Below are 20,862 nucleotides of genomic sequence, written 5' to 3' on the forward strand. Positions count from 1 at the left end.
GCCAGCAGAGGTAAACCGCTCGGCGACCTGATCCAGGCCCGCATCCAGAGGTGAGAACGTCAACGCGGTCAGCACCTGTCAGGTGCTGCCCCGTTAGTCGTCGTCGGTGGGCCGCGGTTGTCGGTACTTGGCGATCCAGTCCTCGATGTCCTCGGCCAACCACACCTTCATCCCCCGCAGCTCTTGGTAGGGCTTCGGGAAGGTGGAGTACCGGGCGAGCTGCTGGAACCGCTGCCGCGAGACACCGAGGCGCTGCGCGATCTCGTAAGGCCCCATCAAGCGGCCTGGGCCACGGTCCACACCTCGAACGTAGGTAGATCCAGTCTACCCTTTTGGCAATTGCCTGTTGACTAGACCATTGGGTCGATGCAAATCTGAGCAAGTGAACCGAGACAACTCATACCGGGACTATCCGTCGATGAGCTCTACTCATCTGACGGAACGACCTCAGGACCAACTCGGCTGCAACCATCAGGCTGCGTCACCCGTACTCGCGATGTCCCTGAGCGCGGGCAGTGGCACGCCTCTCGATACCGCTGGAAGGTGAGGGTGCCGAGGTGGTGATGGTTCTCAGCGGCGTGTTGCTGGGCTTTCTGGCCGGGCTGCTCGCGTTCAAGGTGAAGTCGCGGTGGTGTCCGCGGTGTGGGGAGTTCACCCACACGATGCCGCCCGCCGAGAGCAGCCGATGACCCACCGGCGGGACCACAACTCGGTACCCCTCGGGCGGCGGGTGGCCGAGTTGCGGGCCCATCGGGGCATGAGCCAGCAGGCCTTCGCCGATCGGCCCGGCAAGTCGAAAAGCTGGGTCGACAAGGTCGAACGCGGCGTACGTCGACTCGACCGGTACTCGGTGATCCGGGACATCGCCGAGGTGCTGCGTCTCGACCCGCAGATGCTGCTCGGCCCCCGCCGACCACCGGCCCCCGCGCCCGCCGAGAACGGGGTCGACGCGGTCCGGGCCGCCCTGGCCTGCAATCACCACCGACCCCAGCGCACGGTTACCGGGCAGCAGGCCGGCGGCCAGGTCGCGTACGCCTGGATGGCCTACCAGCACGCCCGCTACCCGCAACTGCTCGGCGTGCTGCCCGACCTGCTCGACGCGACCCACGACACCGGGGGCCTGCTGGTTTCCGCGTACCGGCTGACCGCCAGCGTGTTGGTCAAGCTCGACCACGCCGACCTTGCCTGGCTCGCCGCCGACCGGGCCGTCGCCGCCTCCGCCGGTGACCCCACCCGCACCGCCAGCGCGACCATCGGTGTCGCCCAGGCCCTGCGCGCCCTGGGCCACCACCGGATCGCCCTCACCGCTGCCCTGGCGGCGGACCCCGCAGACGACGACGCCGTACGCGGCAGCCTGTACGTCCAGGCCGGGCTCGCCGCCGCCGGCTACGGGGACCGCCGCAACGCTCACGACCTGCTCGATCATGCTGCCGCCCTCGTCGACCGACAGGTCAGCGACACCGACCCCCATTACACCGGCTTCGGACCGGCAGCCGTCCAGACGGCCCGGTCCCTGGCCGCGCACCGCCTCGGCGACACCGCCGAGGCGATCCTGCGCCACGAACATGTCGTCCGCAGCGACGCCTGGCCGCGCCTGCCGCCCGAGCATCGCGCCGCCCACCTCATCGATGCCGGCCGTGCCTACCTCGACGCCAGCCGCCACAGCCGAGCCGGGCAGGCGCTACTGGCGGCTGACCGCATCGCGCCTGCCGAGGTCCGCAACCGTCCGGCCGCCCGTACCCTGCTCGCCGAGATCATCCGGGGCGGACCGGCGGCGGCCGACGTCGCACGGCTGGCCACGGTCGTCGGCCTCACCCATTGAATGTCAGCTATCCGCTTGGATCGAAATGCGCGACGGAACCATTACTCTCCGCGTAACTGGTGCTCATCTGCCGTGCTAGCTTGCGTCGATGAGTTCGACACCTGGAACCGTCGCACCCGGCCACGTTGATCGCGTCGCTGATTACTATGACGACAACACGCGTCGGTTTCTTCTGGTGGCCGAGAGCCCTGGCAGTGACGCTATCCACCGGGGTGTGTGGACGCCGGATGTCGTGAACGCGGCACAGGCAATGGACACGGTCAATCGCCTGATGATCGAGCGTTTGCGCGGGCACATTCCGTCGGGCACCGCACAGGTGCTTGACCTTGGCTGTGGCGTCGGCGGGACGATGGTGCGCCTGGCCCAGGAGGTGGACGGGTTCATTTCCGGGGTGACGATCAGCCGTGTGCAGGCCGGGATCGCCGCGAAACGGTTCGCCCGCGAAGGATTGACCGACCGCTGTCAGGTGATCTGCGCCGATTTCGCCGAGCTTCCTGCGGAGCCGCATTACGACGCCATGGTCGCTGTCGAGGCGGTCGTTCATTCGCCGTCGTTGGAGAAGCTGCTTCCGTCCCTGGTGGATCGTCTGCGTCCTGGCGGTCGCCTCATTCTGTGCGACGACTGGATGACCGACAAGGATCGCGGGCTCGCCGCTCGTGAGCGTTGTCTGGACCAGTTCCGCGCCGGGTGGCGGGTCGGAAGTCTGCACACTGTCGGCGAGTTGGTCGCCATGTCTGAGCGCGCCGGCTTGCGCCTGGTCGAGGATCTCGACCTGACCGCATAGCTGCATCTCGGTCGGCCACGCGACCGCCTCATCAAGGTGGCGGTGGGCGCCACCGCGGTAGTCCCTCGGCTTCGCGACCGTCTGGTGGAGATGCCGTTCTGGGCCAACATGATCGGCGGATCGGCGTTGCAGACCGGGTTGTCGCGGCGGTGGCTGGAGTATCGCCTGATCGTGCTGGAGAAGGCCTGAGTGTTCGTCCGGGGCGTCGCCGCCGGGCCGCAACCCTGGTCGCCCCGGTAGGCGTCCCGCGACTCGGACGGCGGCGCTGAAGTGTCGTAGCCATCCGTCATGATCCTCCCGTCATGGCGGTGCCGACATCGGTCGGTGCGGCTTCACCACGCGCGGACGGTGTCCGCGACGGGGGCGGGGAGGACACAGGTGACGGACGCTGACGGGACGGCCTGGCGGCGCAGTAGCGTGCTGGCGGTGGTGCCGCCCGCCCGGCCGCGCAAGTTGGCGAAGGTGCCCTTCGTCGAGTTGGCCGACGGGCGGCTACAGGGTGTGGTCTCCAGCGGTTCGGACATCGAACGGGTCTATGTCTCGTCCGTGGCCGCCGGCAGCCACGCCTACCACTGCAGCACCAACAACAACCGGCCCTGCGGTGGGCTGCGCGGCGCGCCCTGCAAGCATCTGGAGGCCCTCGCCGAGGAGGCCGTCCTGCAGTACGGCGTGGACCGGGTCGCCCGCTATCTGCGGGTCGACGCCGGTGAGGGGGTACGCGGCGGAGCCGACCTGCTGGCCCGGATGGACACCCGGCACGAGCCGACCCCGGCCGCGGTGGTGTTCAGCCGGTTCCTGCGTCACCTGGCGTACCTCGAACTGCCGGACAGCACCACCGCGCTGCCCGAGTTGCACTGGTTCCCGGCCACCGGGGCGGTGCGCTGATGCTGAGCACACAGCTGGCGCAGTTGCAGGAGAACGTCCCGGTGGGGCTGGCCGACGCCGACGCGGTGGTCGCCGGGTTCGACGACGCCCTGGTCGGTGGGTTCGCGCGGGTCGGTGACGAGGCTGCTGCCGCGCTGGCGGCCCTGGCCGGAGCGGTCGCCGGCACCCCGCTGCACGACCGGGTGGCCGAGGCGGTGGCCAAGGTGACCGCCGGGTCGTTCAGCCAGGAGGACCTCGCCGCCCTGGCCGGTGCCCGGTCGGCCCTGCTGGGTGCGGCCCATGATGCGCTGCTCGGCCAGTTCGACGCCGCCGTCGGGCGCGAGCGGACGCCGTGGTCGGCGTCGGTGGGCGTACCGGCGGAGATGTCTGCGCCTCGTGGCGCGGCGCGGGCCTGGTTGCACGAGACGGCCGTGGCGGGGTGGCGGGGGGTCGACCACGACCTGCTGTCGGCGGTCGGGACGCCGGTCGAGGCGGCCCTGGCCGAGCCGGGGCTGCGCCGGTTGGCGGTGCTGCTCGACGGTCTCGCCGCCGAACTGCGGGCCAGCCTTCCGGTGGCGATGATGGCGCAGGTGCCGGCGCGGCGCTGGGCGGATCTGTGGTCCCGGGCCGTGCTGCTGGCCCAGGACTGGTCGGTGCCGGACGGCGACGTCGAGACGATCACCGGTCGTCTGCTGCCGCTCGGCGTGGACATCCACGAGCACGGCACGGCCATCGGGGTGCAGGTGCACGGTGTTCTCGAACCGGCCGACGGCGGAGCGGCCCGGCTGGTGCGTACGACTGTGGTGGCGGCGAAGGTCGAGACGATCACCGGGCCGGCGGTGTGGCGGCTGTTGCAGGCGCATCCCGTCATGCTGGCCGCGTTGGCGCAACGGCGGGCGGTGACCGTGACCGACCTGCCGTTGCACGGCGGTGACCTGCGGTGGATCGACGGTCAGGCCCGCGTCGGTGAGCCGGCCGACCCGTTCGCCGCCGCCCGGTTGCTGCTCGGCACGGCGGTCGCGGCGGCCACCGCGCCGCTGGACCGGCATCCGACGGCGATTGCCGAACCGGTGCTGCTGGAGGGCTACACGGTGCGGCAGGACGACGACGGGCTCACCGTCGAGTGGGACGGTCCGCAACTTCCGGTCGCCGTCGACCGGCTGCCGGCGGCCGGTCCGCTCACGCCCGCGCTGGTGGCCGCCTCGTCGTGCTGTGTCGGGTTGCTGCGCTTCGACGGGGGTCGCTGGCTGGTGCAGCCGTTGGCGGTGCAGGCCACCGTCAAGCGCAAGCCCGTCGAGGCGCACAACGGTGACTGGGCCGAAGGGATCACCGATCCGAAGGTGGCGAAGGTCGAGGCGAAGGCAGGCGACGCGGTGGCGGTGCTGCGCGAGCGGGCGGGGCGGTTGCTGCGCCGATGACCGACTCCGACCTCTCCCCCGACGACATCAGCCCCGGCGACCTGGCCGCCGCCAACCGCCGCCAGGTGCTCTACTGGCGGCTGCTGGGCCGCATCTTCGACCCGGACGAGCAGCCCGCCCTGGAATCGGCGAGCATGGCGGTGGTCGACGACCTGGGTCTGCCCGCCATGCTGCTGGACCCGACGGTGTCGGTGGACACCGTGGTCCAGCGGTTCCCGCAGCTCGCCGACGAACTACGCGGCCTGCTCGCGGACACCGAAGCGGACCCCGCCGACGAGGCCGCCGGGCCGCACCGGCCGGGCGAGGCCGAGGTACGCCGGGCAGCGCTGGTGTCGAAGCTGCTGCTCAACGTCTTCGCCACCGGTGTGGGGCCGGTCAGCGCCGGCCAGTTGGCCCGGTGGCAGTCCGACGCGGGCTGGTTCGAGCAGGCCCTCGGTGGCGAACCCGGCGAGCTGCGCCGGCAGGGCACCGGGCTGGGCCCGACCCTGGCCGGCATCGAGGGTGACCTGGTCAACCGGATGCATCTGCGGGAGGTGCTGGCGGATCCGGCGTTGGCCCGGCAGCTCACCCCGAGCATGTCGCTGATCGAGCAGTTGCTGCGGGACAAGGCCAACCTGTCCGGGGTGGCGCTGGCCAACGCCAAGTCCCTGATCCGGCGCTTCGTCGACGAGGTCGCGCAGGTGCTGCGTACCCAGGTGGAGCAGACCACGGTCGGGGCGATCGACCGGTCCGTGCCACCGAAGCGGGTGTTCCGCAACCTGGACCTGGACCGCACCATCTGGAAGAACCTGCCCAACTGGAGCCCGGAGGACGAACGGCTCTACGTCGACCGGCTCTACTACCGGCAGACGGCCCGCAAGACCACGCCGTCGCGGCTGATCGTGGTGGTGGACCAGTCCGGGTCGATGGTCGACTCGATGGTCAACTGCACCATCCTGGCGTCGATCTTCGCCGGGCTGCCCAAGGTCGACGTGCACCTGATCGCCTACGACACCCGGGCGTTGGACCTGACCCCGTGGGTGCACGACCCGTTCGAGGTGCTGCTGCGGACCAACCTGGGTGGGGGCAACGACGGGCCGGTGGCGATGGCGATGGCCCGCCCGAAGATCGTCGAGCCGAGGAACACCGTGATGGTGTGGATCTCGGACTTCTACGAGTTCGACCGCTCCCAGCCGCTGTTCGACGGCATCGAGGCGGTGCACCGGTCGGGGGTCAGGTTCATCCCGGTCGGCTCGGTCAGCAGTTCCGGCCAGCAGAGCGTCAACCCGTGGTTCCGGCAACGCCTCAAGGACCTGGGCACCCCGGTCATCTCCGGCCACATCCGCAAACTCGTCTTCGAGCTCAAGAGCTTCCTCACCTAGGAGAGACACCCCTCATGTCCGAGATGTTGCGTGCCCCCGCCGAGGTCAAGTACGCCGACGAACTCGACTACCTGGAGTCGGTCGACACCGGCCCCAAGCCGTACTCGTGGCGGCTGAGCCCCCGCATGGTCCGGTTGTTCGTCCTGGGTTCGGAGCGCGCCGACGGCCTGGACCGGGAGATCCCGCAGAAGTGGTTCGGTGACCGCAGCTTCGTCGAGCGCAGCATCGTCACGCTGGCCTCGGATCGGGGTCTGCTGCTCATCGGTGACCCGGGCACCGGCAAGAGCTGGCTGGCCGAGCTGCTGTCCGCGGCGATCTGCCGTAACTCGACCCTGGTCGTGCAGGGCACCGCCGGCACCACCGAGGACCACATCAAGTACTCGTGGAACGTCTCCATGGTCATCGCCAAGGGGCAGTCCCGCGAGTCGATGATCCCGTCGCCAATCATGACGGCGATGGAGCAGGGAGTGATCGGCCGGTTCGAGGAGCTGACCCGCTCCACAAGCGACGTGCAGGACGCCCTGATCTCCATCCTGTCGGAGAAGTACGTCTCCATCCCCGAGCTCAACGACGACAACATCGTCTTCGCCAAGCCCGGATTCTCCATCATCGCCACCGCGAACAGCCGGGACCGGGGCGTCAACGACCTGTCCTCGGCGTTGAAGCGGCGATTCAACTTCGTCCGCATCCCGGTGGTCACCAACAAGCGCAGCGAGGCGGAGATCGTCCGGTTCCGTACCGAGGAGTTGCTGCGCCGCCACCACGTCGAGCTGGAGGTGCCGCCGACTCTGCTGGACATCCTGTTGCAGAGCTTCGCCGACCTGCGGGCCGCCGCCACCTCGGCCACCAGCGACGACGAGAAGCTGGAGTCGGCGCTGTCCACCGCCGAGCAGATCGGGGTGTTGGAGGACGCCATCCTGCACAGTCAGTTCTTCGGTGACCGCACCCTGCGGGCCGGCACGCTGGCCGGGTCGCTTGTGGGGTCGTTGGCCCGGCGCAGCCCGGAGGACCTGGCGATCCTCAACAAGTACCTGCACGCGGTGGTGGAGCCGCGGGCCAAGCAGGACGGCGGCGAGTGGAACGACTTCCTCGACGGTGGCCGCCAGACGATCGCCGCCCTGTCGTGACCGCCCCCGCCCCCGCCAACAACGCCGTCTCCACCTCCACCTCCACCTCCACCGCGGCCCCGGCCTCCGCCGCCGTCGGCGCGTTCGCCGCGTTGCGGGAGCAGCTCACCGACGCCGCCGCCGCGTTCGCCGGTGGCCCCGACGCCCTCGCCGACATCCTCACCGGGATCGTCGACGACGTCGACCGGGCGCTGGGCGAACGGCTGGAGATCTTCCCGGTGTGCCATCACTCGCCGGCCTCCGCGCTGGCCATGGTGCGACGGTTGCGGCAGAAGCAGCCCCGGGTGATCTACCTGGAGCTCTGCGAGGATCTCCAGCCGGTGCTGACGGAGCTGCGCAACTGCCGGCTGCCGGTGGCGGTGCAGGCGTTCGCCTCGGAACTCGACGGTTTTCCCGCCGCGTGGGCGCCGTTGAGTGTGATCGCGCCGGTCACCGAGGCGTCGGCGGAATACCAGGCCATCGCGTACGCGCTGGAGACGCCGGGCGTGGAGTTGGTGCTGGTGGACCGGTCCACCGACCACGTCTTCCAGTGGTCGCCGCGTGACGAGTCCCCGGCGTCGGAGGAGTCCACTGTCGACGGGTCCGATGACCAGGCCGCGCTGCACGGTGATGCGGTCGGGGTGGAGATCGGCGACCTGCGGCCCCGGTTCGCCGAGTTGGAGGCGTACCTGCTGCACCACGGCAAGGTGCGGCACTGGTCGGAGTGGTGGGACAGCTACGTCGAGCGGCCCCTGGCCGCCGCCGACCACGACACCTACCGTCAGGTGATGGTGCTGATCGGCAGCCTGTTCCGGCGGCTGCGTCCGTCGTCGTCGCAGCGTAGCGACCGCGACGAGGACCGCGAGCGCTACATGTGGACCAGGATCCGGCAGCACCTGGCGGCCACCGGGGCGGACCCGGCCGACTGTCTGTACGTCTGCGGGGCGTTCCACGCCGCCAGCCGGGTCGAACAGTTCGGCCTCGACTCCCCCGCCCCCGACTTCGACATCACCGACCGCACCGCGACCAGGTGGCAGTACGGGCTGATCCCGTCCAGCCACTCGGCGATCGAGGCGCAGTTCGGTCTCGCCCCCGGGTCGGTTTCGATCGCCGCCGCCACCTGGAGCAAGGCGGTGAGCGCCTCGGGTGTGACACCGTACCGGTTGGGGGGTCAGCGGGGTGCGACGGGCCGTAAGCGACGTGGCAAGCCGGAGGCGGTGCCGGTCGGGCCGGTCACCGACCGGCTCTCCGGCTTCCTCGCCGCGCCGCCGACACCGGACGGGTTGGACGAGGCGGAGCTGCGCAGGTGGTGCGTGGACATCGTCCGGTTGGCCCGCCGCAACGGGTACCTGGCCAGCACTGCCGACGCGATAGCGGTGTTCGAGACCTCGATCCTGCTGGCCGGGCTGCGCAACCGGGCCCGACCCACCCCGTACGACTTCGCCGACGCGGCGGTGACCTGCATCGAGAAGGATGTCGTACCGGGTCGGCGGGACGTGCGGCGGCTCTGCGAGATCCTGCTCGGCGGGGACCGGATCGGCCAGGTCGGCTACGACGCCCTGCCGCCGTTGGCCCGTGACGTGCTGCACCGACTTGAGCCGCTCGGGCTGGACCTGGAGAAACGCACCGTGCAGCGGGCGCTGCTGGACCTGCAGGGCAGTCCGGAGCTGGCCGGTTGCTCGGATCTGCTGTGGATGCTGCGGCATCTGCTGCCGCCGGGGGCGGTCCGCCCGATCATGGGTGAGCGTCGGCTGGGCCACCGGTCGATCCAGGAGAGTTGGGATCTGGCGCTGGGTCGCCACCAACGCGCGCTCATCGAACTCGGCTACGAGGGGGTGACCGTCGAGCAGGTGCTGGAGCAGCGGCTGCGGCGGGCGGCGCACGGCCCCGAGGCGACGGCCGTCAGCGCTCTCGCGGCGGTCGAGGACGCCATCACGCTGTTGAACAGCCCTCGGCTGGTCGAGGAGTTGGGTGCCCGGGCGGTCGAGTTGCTCGCCGGCGAACGTACCGTCGACGACGCCCCGGAGGTGCTGCGCCGCATCCGCCGCCTGCTCGCCCACCACCAGGCCACCGCGACGGGGCTGCCGGCCTGGTGCGAGGCGTTCGTGACCACCGGGTACGCCCACTACTGCACGCTGCTGCCGACCGCGTTCGTCGACGGCGAGACCGGCGTACGGCAGGTCGGGGCGATGCTCGGTTTCCTGTTCAGCCTGGAGAGTCTGGCGCTGTCGCTGGGCTGCGACCGGTCCCAGCTCGAACTCGCGGTGGGCCAGTCCCATCCCGAGGCGCCGCCCAAGGTCGCCCTGCTCTGGGCGGCCCACCACCAGCTCGGCATGCTGCCGTTGGCGCAGTTGCGGCAGCGGTGCCGGGAGCTGCTGTCCAATCCGCTGGTGGTGCCGGCCTTCCCGCAGTACCTGTCCGGGTTCGTGCACGCGCTGGAGCCGGTGCCGGGGCTCACGCCGTTCGTGGTGGAGACGATGTCCACCGCGTTCGCCCGGCTACCCGACCCGGTGCTGCTGCCCTGGCTGCCCAACCTGATCACCGCGCTGCGTGAGCACGGGCCGGAGTTGGTGCCGTTGCTGGTCAGGGAGGCCGGGCGGACCTTCCCGGGCACGCTGTCCGCGCTGGATTCCTGGGTGCCGCCCTGGTCGGGCACGGCTCCCGCGGCCGCGCCGGTCATCGGGCAGCGGCCCGTGGGGCAGGTGCACGGTCTGCTGGCCGAGTACCGGGAGCCGGTGGACGCGGTCGCCGCGCTGCTCGGTGTCGAGGGTGGTTGGCAGAGCCCCGACGACGGCGTCACGGATTCGGGCGTCCTCGTGCAGGCCCATCCGGGATCCGCCGAGGCGATCGCGAGGGTGTTGCGGCTGTCGTGATCCGTCGCTCCGGGCGGCGAACGGGTGCTTCGGGCAGACTCGACGTGTCCGCCCGCTCAGTGGGGGCGGCGGATGGTCAGCAGGGCGACGTCGTCGGTCGGGGGCTCGTCGACCGCTGCGGCCATGATGTGGTCGCACAGCGCCTCGGCGGGCCCCGACTCGATGGCGTCGGCGAGACGCGCGATGCCGGTGTCGATCAGTTCGCCGCGGCGTTCCACAAGTCCGTCGGTGTAGAAGACGAGCGTCGAGCCGGGCGGCAGGTCGACCACTGTGGTGTGGCGGCTGGCCGGGGGTGGGCCGACACCGAACGGTCGGTCCACGACGACGTCCACCAGGCGGGTGGGTTCGCCGGGGACGGCCAGCAGCGGCCGGAGGTGGCCTGCGCAGGAGAGGTGCACCGTGGCGCGGTCGGGTGCGATGAGGGCGTAGAGGGCGGTGGTGAGGGTGCCCGCCTCGAAATGGTGGATCTTGCGGTCGAGGGCGGTCAGCACCTCGGCAGGATTGTCGCGGTCGAGGGCGTAGGCGCGTAGCGCGCTGCGGATGCGACCCATGACGACGGCGGAGGGCAGTCCGTGACCGGAGACGTCGCCGATGACCGCGCCGAGCCAGCCCGACGGCAGGCTGAACACGTCGTACCAGTCGCCGCCGATGCCGAGGTCGTGGCCGGGCACGTACCGGGCGGCCAGATCCAGGCCGGAGATGTCGGGCAGCCGGCTGGGCAGCAGGCTGCGTTGCAGGGCCAGCGCCGCCTGCCGGTCGAGGATCTGCGCCCGGACCTGCCCGGCGGAGCTGGCCCGGTCGGCGACGAGTTGCAGCAGCTGCACGTCGTCGGGGCCGAAGCGCCGCAGGGTCAGGGAACCGATGTGCAGCACGCCGACGAGGTTGCCGTTGGCGATCATGGGCACGCCCAGCAGGGCGCGTACGCCTGCGTCGAGCAGGATGGGGTTGATCACGTCGTTCGGGGTGACGTCGTAGATCATCACGGGGGCGGCGGTGGCCGCGACGCGGCCGGCGAAACCCTCGCCGACCCGGATCCGGAATCCGCGACGTACCTCTTCTTCCAGGCCTTTGGCCGCGGTGGCGACGAGTTCGCCGGAGTGCCCGTCCAGCAGCAGGATGGTGGCGGTATCGACCTTGAGCAGGTCTCGGACCCGCTCGAGCAGCTCGTCGAAGAGATCGACGATGTTCAGACCCGAGAGAGCCCGGTCGGTGATCGCCTCGAATCGGCGCAACCGCTCCTCGTTTGTCATCAGCTCGCCATCGGCCACGCAGGCAGCCTAGCCGCCGGGGGGCTGTCGATGCCCGTCAGGAGCCGGTGCGCAGGCTCGGCGTGGCAGAGCGCCCGGGGGCCGTCGCGCCCGGCGCGCCCGGGGTTCGGCTACCTCTGCTCGTCGTCGTGCGCTGCCGGTTTTCCGGCCGGCGGGTCGGCCCGCCGCACCGCGAAACGCAGGCGGACGATGGTGCCGCCGGACTCGGCGTACGCGGTCACCTCGTCGCAGATGCGCGCCACGATGGCAAGTCCTCGTCCCCGCTCCGCATCCGGCGTCGGCATGGCGCGGCGCACCGGGCGCATCGGGCCGCTGTCGACGACCTCGCAGTAGACCGACGCGTCGTCGTACCAGATCCGGACCTGCCCGCCGCCGCTGGTGTGCTGCAGGGTGTTGGTGACCAGTTCGTTGACCGCGAGCGCCAGCGCGTCGGTCGAGTCGGCCGTCAAGCCGAGACGGTGTGCCTGCTCCCGTACGAAGGCCCGGACCAGGGGAAGATCGTCGACGACGCGGTAGGGCATCACGGTGGCGTTGCGCATGGTCTCGTTTCGAGCGCCTTCCCGGAAGCAGGAACCTACCGTACCGCGCGGATCCTGCCAGGATCTTCGGCCTGCCTCGGCACTGTCAACCGCGACCGGCCGGTTCCCCCGCCGCCCCAGCCGATCGGGCGATCGTTCAGCCGGGCGTGGTCGAGGCGAGTCGGCCTCGACCCGCCGGAGGTCGCGGCTCACGGTGGCGCCGCCGGGCCCGGGCGGTGACGAAGCCGCTGGCCCCGATCATCAGGTACAGCCCGCCGAACAGCCAGAAGGCCGCGAACAGCAGGCCCCGGTCGACCATCGCGAAGACCATGACCAGCGCGCCGGCCAGCGCGGTCAGCGCGTACCCGGCCCGGAGGCCGTACGCACACAGTGCGCCGACGACGAGCGGCCCGACGATCCACAGCACCACACCGAGCCACTCGACGCCCACCGACCCGGTAGCGGCCGAGAACGCGAGCAGCAGCCCGGGCAGCATCACCACCGCCGTGGCGGCCAGGCGCCACATCCGTACGGCGACCCGGCCGAGGTTTCGCCGCATCACCCACGGCACGACCGTCGCCGCCCAGAGCATGAGCACGAGGGGTACGTAGTAGAGGCCGATCTCGCCGCCGGCGCACGCGAGCGCCGTGAGCACTCCGGCACCGGCGAGCCCCGCCCCGCCGCGCAGCCGGGCGGGCAGCACCAGGGGCGCAGCCGCGATCAGTGCGGGCAGCAGGGTGAGCAAGGCGAATCCGGGGCCGAAGCGCTGCATGATGCTCTGCCCGTCGGGCCCGGCCTGGGTCAGGTCCGACGGCAGCGCGGCGGACGGCAGCAGGAAGCTCACGCAGACGGCGGTCAGTACGCCGAGTGCCACCGCGATCGACCGCAGGGTCCGCCCGGCCCGGCCTGCGCGGTCCGCGGTGCCGTCGGCGAGGGCGAGTTCGTCGCGCGCCTGCCTCGCCACGTCCTGCGGGCTGCCGAGCCCGGCCAGGGCCTGGTCGATGCTCCGTCCGCTGTCCAGGGCGTCGACGAGGTGCGCGCGGACATCCTCGATGATCTCCTGCACCGTGTCGGGTGGCGCGTCGGCCAGTTCCGCGCCGAGCGCCCGCAGGTAGCTCTCCGCCGCTTCGGGCAGGGCGCCGTTGCTCATGTTTCCTCCGCTATCAGTTGGTCCACGTGCGGCTGGATGTCACGCCACACCGCCGCGAACACCCGCAACTGCGTCCGGCCCTGAGTGGTGATCGCGTAGTACCGCCGGGCGTGCCCCTGTTCAGGGGTCAGCCAGTGGGTCTCGACGCTGCCCGCCTGTCGCATCCGGGCCAGCAGCGGGTACAGGCTGCCCTCGCTGGCGATCAGACCGCGGGCGGCGAGCCAGTCCGCCAACTCCAGGCCGTACATGTCGCGCTGCGAGAGCAACGCGAGCACGCAGTACTCAAGGACGCCCTTGCGGATGTTTGTGGTGATCCGCTCGCGCGTGTTGTCCATGGCAACAAGATACCTTGCATAGCAAGACCTCTGGCGACGAGGGGTGGTCAGCAATCCGAAGATCACCAACACCGGATAACGCAAACGTTCGTTTGCACAAACGGAAGTTTGCATTAGGGTGGGTTCATGACACCCCCGCTCGTCGCATCCGGGCCGGAGCTCGACTCGGCCTTCGCCGCCCTCGGCGACCCCGTCCGCCGCGCCCTGGTGACTCGGCTCGCACGCGGCGACGCCACCGTGGGTGAACTCGCCGAGCCCTTCGACCTGACTCCACAGGCGATCTCGCACCACGTTGGTGTCCTGCGCCGATGTGGCCTGGTCGAGCAGCGGCGCGAGGGCACCCGACGCCCCTGCCGGCTCAGGGTCGACCAGCTGGCACGGCTCGGCACCTGGATCGACGAGCAGCGCCGCGCCTGGGACGACCGCCTCGACGCCCTTGAACAGCACCTCAGCCAGGACGGAGCGACCCGTTGACCGCCAGCGCCGAACGTCGTGGCGACGAACTCATCGCGAGACGTCGTCTCTCCGCCGAGCCGGCGCGGGTCTGGGCCGCCCTCACCTCACCGACGAGCGTGGCGGCCTTCGCCTGTCGACAAGGATGAGTCGGACGAGGCGAACCGTCCGGTGGAGCCGGTCAGCGCCTGTTGATCCGCGCGGCATCACCGGCCCGGGGCGTGGTGTCCGGGGCCGGTGATACCCGTTCGCATCCGATGATCCCAATCCAGTTCCCAGAGCTGGACGTGGAAGTAGCCCAGGACAGCCAGGAAGCCGCTACCGTCGGACGCCATCTCCACCGCCATGACGTCCCGGCTGCATTCGACCTCGGTGACGAGCGCGCCGGTCGGCAGGTGCCACAGGCGGATCTGTCGGCGGGATGCGACCAGCAGGAGATCACCGTCGGCGGTCAGCGCCATCGACACCACTGCTGCGTCGGCCGCCTTGAGCACGGTGTCGGGGCGTCCCGCCACACACAACGCGACCTCGCCACCGTTTGCGAACTCGTGCCGGGTCGCGGCGATCACCCGGCCGTCGGCGCTGGCCACCAGGGGCCCTTCGGCGGTCACCTCGACCGCATCGCCGGGGTGCACGCGCCGCACCTGCACCAGCCCACCGGCGGGCAGCAGCGTCCGACGCACGGTGTTCAGGTCGGCGTCGAGGACGCGGGTACGTCCGTCGTCCTCGACCCGGAGCACGACGTCACCGCAGAGCGCCACCCGCTCGTCCGGGTACGCCGACCACCCGTACACCCGCTGGCCGGTGACCCGGTTGGCCAGGACACTGATGCCGTCCCGGCGGACGAACTCGAAGGTGGGGTTGGGCACCTCCAGTGTCGGGTCACCGCCGTCGTCGCGCACCACGACGCCGACCCGTCGGGCCGTCCTGAGGTCCCACAGCGTCTCCGCCTGATCGTCCCTCGTCACCAGCACATGCCGGTCGTCGGCGCAGGCTGTCACCTTCTCCACCGACGTGTCCCGGCCGTCCCGACTGTTCGACACCTCACCGGTTCGCAGGTCGAGCACCCGCACTCCCTGATGGAACGACTCGAGGAAGGCGTGGCGCAGGTTCCGGGTGACCGCCCAGTGGCCCCGCGACTCCTGCTCGAAACGGCGAGTGGGCCACACGCCCGTGAACGCCGTCCGCTCGCTGAACGCGCCGACGCGCCGCCAGAGCGCCCGCAGGCGCGGATGCCGACGGTAGGCGGGCATCCGGCGCACGATGTCGAGGTGGCGTCGGGCTTCGGTCAGCCGGCCGGTGTCGAGAAGGTCGTCGGCCAGGTCGAGGTTCTCCTCGGCCACCAGCGCGTCACCGACGAGACGATCGGCGGGTTGCGGGCGGGCGTAGCTCCAGGGTGCGGCGGGACCGGGCTCAGGGACGTGCACGACGCTCGTGGTGCGCTCCGCAGCGCCACGGCCGAGTTCGACGAGCGCCACCCGGCCGTGCGCATCCAGGGCGACGTGCATCGGGTCGCGGGACTCGATCGGTGTGGTGAACACGCACCGCACCTGGTCGAGGCGCCACACCTGGACGACACGCTCGAACGCGTTGACGGCGGTGCGGCCGTCGTCGCTGACCGCCAGCCAACTGAAGCCGTTGTTCCACAGTGCGGCGCTGCCGAGATCGGTGATCTGGAAGGCGGTCAGGTCCAGCAGCCACATCCGGCCGTCGTCCGTGGCGGACAGGGCGAACCGCGCGTTGGCACTGACGGTGCCGTGCCACCGCAGGCCACCGACTGACCACAGCAGCTCACCGGTGTCGACGTCCAGCACCTGAAGGTGCCACGACCACTCGTCGAAGACGACCACCCGTTGGTTGTCGGGGGTCACCGCCACCGTCGTGCCGTGGCGCGACATGGACGAGTCGGCCGGCGCGACGGTGGCCCGGCCGACGACGTGGATCGGGTCGCCCAGCAGGCGTACGACCCTGTCCTGTCCGACGGCGACGACCACCGTCCCGTCGGGACTCACCGCGACCGACCCGGCCACGGTCGGCGGTACGTCGACACGGCGGGTGCACCCGCCGCTGGTGGTGTCCCACACCCGTACCTGTCCGGTGTCGTCCGCGGACACCAGAACGCGGCCGTCGGCGCTGAGCGACACCGACGTGACGGCGCCGGTGTGGCCGGTCAGTTCGTGCCGTATCCGTCCGGTCTGAAGCGACCACACCCGCAGTTGCCGGTCCCGGAAGGTCACTGCGGCCAATCGGCCGTCGGCGCTGAGGGCGAACGGGTGCTGCTGGTCGAGGTACACCGGACTCGGCCCGGCTGGGACCGGACGGTGCGGTACGGCGTCGGCTGCCGTGCGCGCAGCGGCGACGTCCGGCCCGTCCGGCAGATCGCGCAGCAGTCGGACAGCGGCGTCCTTGTCTGCGCGTTCGATGTGCACGAGCGCCAGCAGATGGTCGACGATCCGGTCGTCCTTCTGGCTCAGGCGTGCCGCATCCAGTTGCATGATCAGCTCGCGGTCGGTCTGCTGCCCCGACCGCCATCTGCGCAGGCCCCGGTTGTAGGTGGCGTGCGGATGGTGCGGATCGATCCGCAGCGCCTCCTTCCACAGGTGGTCGACGTCGTCGGCGTGCCCGAGGTCCGACAGGGACAGGGCGCGGTTGGACAGCGCGTCGGCCAGCAGCGGCGCTTCGTCGGGAGGCTGCCGTGGGTACGGTGTGAACACCGTGTCGAGGTAGATCGCCGCCAGTTCGTCGGCGATGACGTCGAAGCCCGACGGGCGGTCTGCGGCGTCCTCGGCGAAGCAGCGTCGCAGCAGGTCGGCGACGCTCGGCGGTAACGCGGGAATGGTCGGGTCCGCCGCGCCCGTGTCGAGAAAGCGCGCGAGCGCACCGGCTGCCGCATACCCGAACAGGGTCGGCGGCCGGCCGGCGAACATCTCGAACACACTCACCGCCCACGACCACACGTCGGTCGCGGGGCCGAGGCGCTCACCCCGTGCCTGCTCCGGTGAGCAGTACTCCAGGGTCATGCCGTTGACCGTGGTCAGCGCTTCCGGCCCGGGGCGTGGTGGCCGGACGGTGGCGAGCCCGAAGTCGGTGATCTTCGCGGTGTCGTTCCGGTCGAGCATGACATTCGCGGGTTTGACGTCCTGGTGCACCAGGCCTCTGCGGTGCGCGTACCCCAGGCCCCAGGCGCACTGGATCGCCACGTCGAGGATGCGGCGGACCGCGCGTCGGTGGCCGCCACGGTAGAGCGAGCGGTCCCCGACGGCCTGGGCCAGGCTGCCACCGTCGACCCATTCGGCGAAGACCCGGGGGATGCCGTCGATGCGGCGTACGTAGGCGCAGCTGACCACCTGCGGGTGCACGCCCAGACCGACCCATGCCTGGGCCTCGGCCTCGAACCGCCGCATGTCGTCCGGGGAGGTGACCAGTTCCTGGCGTGGTGTCTTGACCGCCAGTTCCATCCCCCACTGGCGGTGCCACACCCGGTAGACCAGGCCCATGCCGCCGGTGTCGATGACCTCGCGGACCTCGTACGCCCCGAGCAGCACGTCCCCCGGGGACCACATCTAGTCGACCAGTGCCACGTACAGCGGGGTGCCGAGCAGCACGTCGAGGCCATCGGTCGTGGGACTGGGCCCGTGCAGCAGGCGTTTGGCGACGAACTCCAGGTGCTGATGGGGCCCCGGCATCAGCTCGTTGGCCCGATGCACGGCGCTCAGGGCGTCGCGTTCCTGCGCCTCGTCCTCCTGGGTGATCGCCTCGGTCAGCGCGCTGATCTGCGGATCGGTACGCAGCCCGGCCAGCAGGGACGGGGTCAACGACCGGGGCATCCCGGACGTCGTCGCGGCGGGCGCGCCCAGCACGTGGTGACCGGAGCCGCCGAGCCCGAGCACGGTGCGCTCGGTGGCACCGCCGAAGTAGACCAGGGTCGGCTCGGTGGGAAACGGTCCCCAGCGCAGCGGCAGCAACCCCCAGAAGAACTGACCGGGCTCGTCGACCGTGCCGAGGTCGCCGTGATCCTCCAGGTGGCGCACCACCCGTTGCAGGCGCGCCGTCCGCTCGCCACCCTCGGGTGTCTCCGAGGCCCGCTTACCGGCCAGGACTGTCAGGTTCAGACTCAGCTCGGTGGTGCGTTTACGGGTGAACGCCGGGTCGACCTGTGCGAGCAGCATGTCGACCTTGCTGTCACTGACGTAGAGGTAATACCGGATCGACACAGGCGCTCCCCGTACGCTTTGCCACCACGGCGATCCTATCGGTGAATGTAGTCGTCGAGCGGCCCCGTGTCCGGCCGTGGATGCCGTGACCATCGGCACTGTGCCCGGCGACAGCTCGATCGATGTACTGGAACCGCCGGAGATTCCGGCACGCAGCGGGGGAAGAGGACGCACGTGGTCTTGTGGGCGGGTGCCGCCGCAGCGGTGTTGTTCGTGCTGGTGTTCCTCGTCGACGGCGGGAGCCGACCGCACTACGCGTCAGCGCGCCACCCGGTCAGCGCGCTGGCGCTGGGCAGTCGAGGCTGGATCCAGACGGCCAACTTCGTGGTCTGCGGTTCCGCCATCACGGCAGGGGCGGTCGCAGTGATCGTCGAGGGCCCGAGCGTCCTGCTCGGTGTTGTTCTGAGCATCTTCGGGCTCGGTCTTGTCGCCTCCGGGGTGTTCCGGATGGATCCGATGCTCGGCTACCCGCCGGGTGCCCCGGCGGGCATACCCGAGCAGCACAGCACCGCGCACCGGGTCCACGACATCGCCGGTGCCGTCGTCTTCCTGTCCCTGCCCCTCGCCGCGGCCATCAGCGCGCTCGCCCTGTCCGCGACGTCCTGGCGAGTCGCCTCGGGTTGCGTCGCGGTGGGCCTGTTCCTCGGGCTCGGCCAGTTCGGCAGAGCCTGGGAGCGGGTGTCACCACGCATCGGCCTCATCCAGCGCGCTGTGATCATTCCGGGATGGGGCTGGCTCGCCGCGCTGTTCACCGCGCTGGCGCTCGGGCTGAGCTAGTCAGGGTGCCGACCCGCACCTCGGGCGGAGCGGGTCGGCCTGCGGACCGCGCTGCCGGGTCAGCAGCCGATGCGCTTGGTGGACAGCGCGATGTCGTCGATCCAGAGGTCGAACTCACCCGGGGTGGTACCGCCCTGGTAGAGCTGCCAGCCGATCTTCACGGTGTTCACCGTCGGCAGGATGAACGGCACGTCGTTGCCGCCGTGCCGGGTGGTGGAGGCGGTCAGCTCCGGGTTCGCCACCCCGTCGATCCACACCACGACGCGGTTGTCCTTCGGGTCGAGTTGCCACTCGAAGCACTGCCAGGTGTCTTCGACCACGGGCGCCGACTCCCGCCAGTTGGTCCAGTCGCCGGTCGGTCCGCCGTCGGCGCCCACGCCCCAGAAGATGCCGGGGACCGTGGGTGCGTACTGGCCGCCGATCGGTCGGACGATCTCCGAACTGCCGGTGCCGGTCGCCTCCACAAGTGTGAAGTGCGCCCAGTCGGGGGCGGTGGGGAAGGCGTCGACGCGCAGCCGCATCCGGCCGTAGAAGCGGTTGCCCGGTGCCGCGAAGTCGTCGACGCGCAGGAAGGCGCGCCCGTTGTCGACGGTGTGGATGTGCAGCACCTGATTGCCGCGGCGGGCGCGTTCCACGGTGAGGGTGCCGTTGCGCGTGTCGATGCCCCAGTCCAGGGTGCTGGCGCCGCCGGGCCGTAAGCCCTCGAAGTCCTCGCAGAAGAGCAGGTGCCGGGGACAGGAGCCGTGGTGTGCGGCGTTCGCGGCGTCGGTGGGCACGCTGCCGGCCGTGACGCCGAGCATCAGGGCGGTCAACGCGGCGAGAAGGTTACGCATGGTTCCTCCGTGAGTTGGTTCCCAGCGTGCCGGGGACAGGCCGCCCGTGGAAGCGTTCCCATATATAGCAGATATTCGATGCGCTGGTGGCCCGTCACCGCTTCGGTGCGCCGCCTTCACGGGCAGGTCCTGCCGGCTACCGCACCCCGGCAGCACCCCGGTCGAGCACGACCCGGCCGGTGGTGTCGACGACCTGGAAGACGACGCCGAGGCGACGCCGCCAGATCCGGACCGTCAGGGTGGTGCCTGGATACACGGGTGCGGTGAAGCGGGCGTCGAGGCCGCGCAGCCGGGCCGGATCCGATCCGGCGACCGCGTGCAGCAGGGCACGCCCCGCGTAGCCGTAGGTGCAGAGTCCGTGCAGCAACGGCTGCGGCAGGCCGGCGCGTACGGCGACTGTCGGGTCGCTGTGCAGCGGGTTGCGGTCGCCGCTGAGGCGGTAGAGCAGCGCCTGGTCGCGGGGCACCGGGTAGTGGATCTCGTGGTCGGGTGCTGCGGCGGGAGTCGGCCAGGCCGCCGCGGGTGCCCGGTCGCCGCCGAAGCCGCCCGCGCCGACGACGAAGAAGCCCGCCCGGGCGGTGGCCAGTGGGCGACCGTGCCCGTCGCTGATCCGGGAGAGCACCCGGACCAGAGCGCCGCTGCCCTGGTCATGGACGGCGGTGACGGCGGCGGTGATGCGGGCGACGCCTGCGACGGGTAGTGCGCGGTGCAGCAGCAGGGACTGTTCGGCGTGGCGGACGTTCGCCGGGTCGCCCAGGGGCGGCGGGTCGGCGGCGAGCAGCGCGGCGAAGGTCGGCAGGGCGGCCTGCGGGTGCCCGGCGGAGTTCTCGGTGGTGAAGCGCAACTCGGCGGTGGGGTCGTCCTGGCCGGCACCGACGCCGAGGGCGTACAGCAGCGAGTCGGTGTTGTCCCAGTGCCGTTCGGCGGTGCACCGCCAGTGCAGCAGCGACGCGGGGTGCGGGCGGGCGTCGAGCGCTCCGGGGTCGGCAGTCAGGGCCATGGGACCTCGTTTCTGGGCCGGTGCCAACAAAGTGCTGGTCAGCGCCTTGGGAATCTCTTGACGCTGTGGTTGGCAGCACAGTACCG

At 70.9% G+C, this 20,862-nt stretch carries 19 protein-coding genes; 10 read left to right on the top strand and 9 right to left on the bottom strand.

Annotated elements, in window-relative coordinates:
* Nucleotides 1-93: 93 nt before the first annotated feature.
* On the bottom strand, nucleotides 94-276 hold the full coding sequence (locus EG812_RS27010; RefSeq protein ID WP_126713242.1) for a helix-turn-helix transcriptional regulator: 183 nt from the start codon (nucleotides 274-276) through the stop codon (nucleotides 94-96).
* A gap of 409 nt (nucleotides 277-685) precedes the next feature.
* Between EG812_RS27010 and EG812_RS27015 the strand changes: the two genes are divergently transcribed.
* From EG812_RS27015 to EG812_RS27045, 8 genes are all read left to right on the top strand, one after another.
* A complete protein-coding gene (locus EG812_RS27015) occupies nucleotides 686-1,822 on the top strand; it encodes a helix-turn-helix domain-containing protein (protein ID WP_126713243.1) in 1,137 nt (378 codons plus the stop codon).
* An 88-nt stretch (nucleotides 1,823-1,910) separates the two neighbouring features.
* A complete protein-coding gene (locus EG812_RS27020; protein ID WP_126713244.1) occupies nucleotides 1,911-2,606 on the top strand; it encodes an SAM-dependent methyltransferase in 696 nt (231 codons plus the stop codon).
* 42 nt (nucleotides 2,607-2,648) lie between these two features.
* The gene (locus EG812_RS29160; RefSeq protein WP_158632558.1) at nucleotides 2,649-2,795 is read left to right on the top strand and encodes a hypothetical protein; all 147 of its coding nucleotides are present in this window, start codon (nucleotides 2,649-2,651) and stop codon (nucleotides 2,793-2,795) included.
* Nucleotides 2,796-3,023: 228 nt separating this feature from the next.
* Complete coding sequence (locus tag EG812_RS27025) at nucleotides 3,024-3,491, top strand: hypothetical protein (protein WP_199180243.1); 468 nt, start codon at nucleotides 3,024-3,026, stop codon at nucleotides 3,489-3,491.
* The gene (locus tag EG812_RS27030) at nucleotides 3,491-4,888 is read left to right on the top strand and encodes a hypothetical protein (RefSeq protein WP_126713245.1); all 1,398 of its coding nucleotides are present in this window, start codon (nucleotides 3,491-3,493) and stop codon (nucleotides 4,886-4,888) included. Before EG812_RS27025 ends, EG812_RS27030 begins: the two co-directional genes overlap by 1 nt.
* Complete coding sequence (locus tag EG812_RS27035; RefSeq protein ID WP_126713246.1) at nucleotides 4,885-6,249, top strand: VWA domain-containing protein; 1,365 nt, start codon at nucleotides 4,885-4,887, stop codon at nucleotides 6,247-6,249. The genes EG812_RS27030 and EG812_RS27035 overlap by 4 nt, the downstream gene beginning before the upstream one ends.
* A gap of 14 nt (nucleotides 6,250-6,263) precedes the next feature.
* Nucleotides 6,264-7,376 carry an ATP-binding protein gene (locus tag EG812_RS27040; protein ID WP_102658934.1) on the top strand — a complete coding sequence of 371 codons (1,113 nt, stop codon included), beginning with the start codon at nucleotides 6,264-6,266 and terminating at the stop codon, nucleotides 7,374-7,376.
* A 92-nt stretch (nucleotides 7,377-7,468) separates the two neighbouring features.
* On the top strand, nucleotides 7,469-10,228 hold the full coding sequence (locus EG812_RS27045; protein ID WP_126713266.1) for a DUF5682 family protein: 2,760 nt from the start codon (nucleotides 7,469-7,471) through the stop codon (nucleotides 10,226-10,228).
* Between the two features lie 56 nt (nucleotides 10,229-10,284).
* Here EG812_RS27045 and EG812_RS27050 read toward each other — a convergent pair whose 3' ends face one another.
* From EG812_RS27050 to EG812_RS27065, 4 genes are all read right to left on the bottom strand, one after another.
* Nucleotides 10,285-11,496, bottom strand: a complete 1,212-nt coding sequence (locus tag EG812_RS27050) for a PP2C family protein-serine/threonine phosphatase (RefSeq protein WP_013733342.1) — start codon at nucleotides 11,494-11,496, stop codon at nucleotides 10,285-10,287.
* A 110-nt stretch (nucleotides 11,497-11,606) separates the two neighbouring features.
* Nucleotides 11,607-12,035 (bottom strand): ATP-binding protein, encoded by a 429-nt coding sequence (locus tag EG812_RS27055; protein WP_013733341.1) that lies wholly within the window; start codon nucleotides 12,033-12,035, stop codon nucleotides 11,607-11,609.
* Between the two features lie 136 nt (nucleotides 12,036-12,171).
* A complete protein-coding gene (locus tag EG812_RS27060) occupies nucleotides 12,172-13,164 on the bottom strand; it encodes a DUF1700 domain-containing protein (RefSeq protein ID WP_013733340.1) in 993 nt (330 codons plus the stop codon).
* Nucleotides 13,161-13,499, bottom strand: a complete 339-nt coding sequence (locus EG812_RS27065; RefSeq protein ID WP_013733339.1) for a PadR family transcriptional regulator — start codon at nucleotides 13,497-13,499, stop codon at nucleotides 13,161-13,163. The genes EG812_RS27060 and EG812_RS27065 overlap by 4 nt, the downstream gene beginning before the upstream one ends.
* A 126-nt stretch (nucleotides 13,500-13,625) precedes the next feature.
* Between EG812_RS27065 and EG812_RS27070 the strand changes: the two genes are divergently transcribed.
* Nucleotides 13,626-13,973 carry an ArsR/SmtB family transcription factor gene (locus tag EG812_RS27070; RefSeq protein ID WP_013733338.1) on the top strand — a complete coding sequence of 116 codons (348 nt, stop codon included), beginning with the start codon at nucleotides 13,626-13,628 and terminating at the stop codon, nucleotides 13,971-13,973.
* 185 nt (nucleotides 13,974-14,158) lie between these two features.
* Here the strand turns inward: EG812_RS27070 and EG812_RS27080 are convergent, their stop codons facing one another.
* Both EG812_RS27080 and EG812_RS27085 read right to left on the bottom strand, forming a co-directional pair.
* Nucleotides 14,159-17,515, bottom strand: a complete 3,357-nt coding sequence (locus EG812_RS27080) for a serine/threonine-protein kinase (RefSeq protein WP_126713247.1) — start codon at nucleotides 17,513-17,515, stop codon at nucleotides 14,159-14,161.
* On the bottom strand, nucleotides 17,516-18,166 hold the full coding sequence (locus tag EG812_RS27085) for a DUF7019 family protein (protein ID WP_013733336.1): 651 nt from the start codon (nucleotides 18,164-18,166) through the stop codon (nucleotides 17,516-17,518).
* Between the two features lie 174 nt (nucleotides 18,167-18,340).
* On the opposite strand from EG812_RS27085, the gene EG812_RS27090 reads away from it, so the two are divergent.
* Nucleotides 18,341-18,943, top strand: a complete 603-nt coding sequence (locus tag EG812_RS27090; protein ID WP_126713248.1) for a DUF998 domain-containing protein — start codon at nucleotides 18,341-18,343, stop codon at nucleotides 18,941-18,943.
* A 59-nt stretch (nucleotides 18,944-19,002) separates the two neighbouring features.
* Here EG812_RS27090 and EG812_RS27095 read toward each other — a convergent pair whose 3' ends face one another.
* On the bottom strand, nucleotides 19,003-19,776 hold the full coding sequence (locus EG812_RS27095) for a hypothetical protein (protein ID WP_013733334.1): 774 nt from the start codon (nucleotides 19,774-19,776) through the stop codon (nucleotides 19,003-19,005).
* A 136-nt stretch (nucleotides 19,777-19,912) separates the two neighbouring features.
* The gene (locus EG812_RS27100; protein ID WP_126713249.1) at nucleotides 19,913-20,776 is read right to left on the bottom strand and encodes a MaoC family dehydratase; all 864 of its coding nucleotides are present in this window, start codon (nucleotides 20,774-20,776) and stop codon (nucleotides 19,913-19,915) included.
* Nucleotides 20,777-20,862 lie beyond the last annotated feature (86 nt).

Origin of the sequence: Verrucosispora sp. FIM060022, assembly GCF_003977705.1 — a bacterium.
Classification (GTDB): Bacteria; Actinomycetota; Actinomycetes; order Mycobacteriales; family Micromonosporaceae; genus Micromonospora; species Micromonospora gifhornensis.

Excerpts from the sequence above, each read along its gene's own strand:
- EG812_RS27010 (WP_126713242.1), bottom strand. The coding sequence starts at position 276 with ATGGGGCCTTACGAGATCGCGCAGCGCCTCGGTGTCTCGCGGCAGCGG.
- EG812_RS27080 (WP_126713247.1), bottom strand. The coding sequence starts at position 17,515 with ATGTGGTCCCCGGGGGACGTGCTGCTCGGGGCGTACGAGGTCCGCGAG.
- EG812_RS27030 (WP_126713245.1), top strand. The coding sequence starts at position 3,491 with ATGCTGAGCACACAGCTGGCGCAGTTGCAGGAGAACGTCCCGGTGGGG.
- EG812_RS27035 (WP_126713246.1), top strand. The coding sequence starts at position 4,885 with ATGACCGACTCCGACCTCTCCCCCGACGACATCAGCCCCGGCGACCTG.
- EG812_RS27055 (WP_013733341.1), bottom strand. The coding sequence starts at position 12,035 with ATGCGCAACGCCACCGTGATGCCCTACCGCGTCGTCGACGATCTTCCC.
- EG812_RS27020 (WP_126713244.1), top strand. The coding sequence starts at position 1,911 with ATGAGTTCGACACCTGGAACCGTCGCACCCGGCCACGTTGATCGCGTC.
- EG812_RS27060 (WP_013733340.1), bottom strand. The coding sequence starts at position 13,164 with ATGAGCAACGGCGCCCTGCCCGAAGCGGCGGAGAGCTACCTGCGGGCG.
- EG812_RS27100 (WP_126713249.1), bottom strand. The coding sequence starts at position 20,776 with ATGGCCCTGACTGCCGACCCCGGAGCGCTCGACGCCCGCCCGCACCCC.
- EG812_RS27095 (WP_013733334.1), bottom strand. The coding sequence starts at position 19,776 with ATGCGTAACCTTCTCGCCGCGTTGACCGCCCTGATGCTCGGCGTCACG.
- EG812_RS27015 (WP_126713243.1), top strand. The coding sequence starts at position 686 with ATGACCCACCGGCGGGACCACAACTCGGTACCCCTCGGGCGGCGGGTG.
- EG812_RS27040 (WP_102658934.1), top strand. The coding sequence starts at position 6,264 with ATGTCCGAGATGTTGCGTGCCCCCGCCGAGGTCAAGTACGCCGACGAA.
- EG812_RS27065 (WP_013733339.1), bottom strand. The coding sequence starts at position 13,499 with ATGGACAACACGCGCGAGCGGATCACCACAAACATCCGCAAGGGCGTC.
- EG812_RS27070 (WP_013733338.1), top strand. The coding sequence starts at position 13,626 with ATGACACCCCCGCTCGTCGCATCCGGGCCGGAGCTCGACTCGGCCTTC.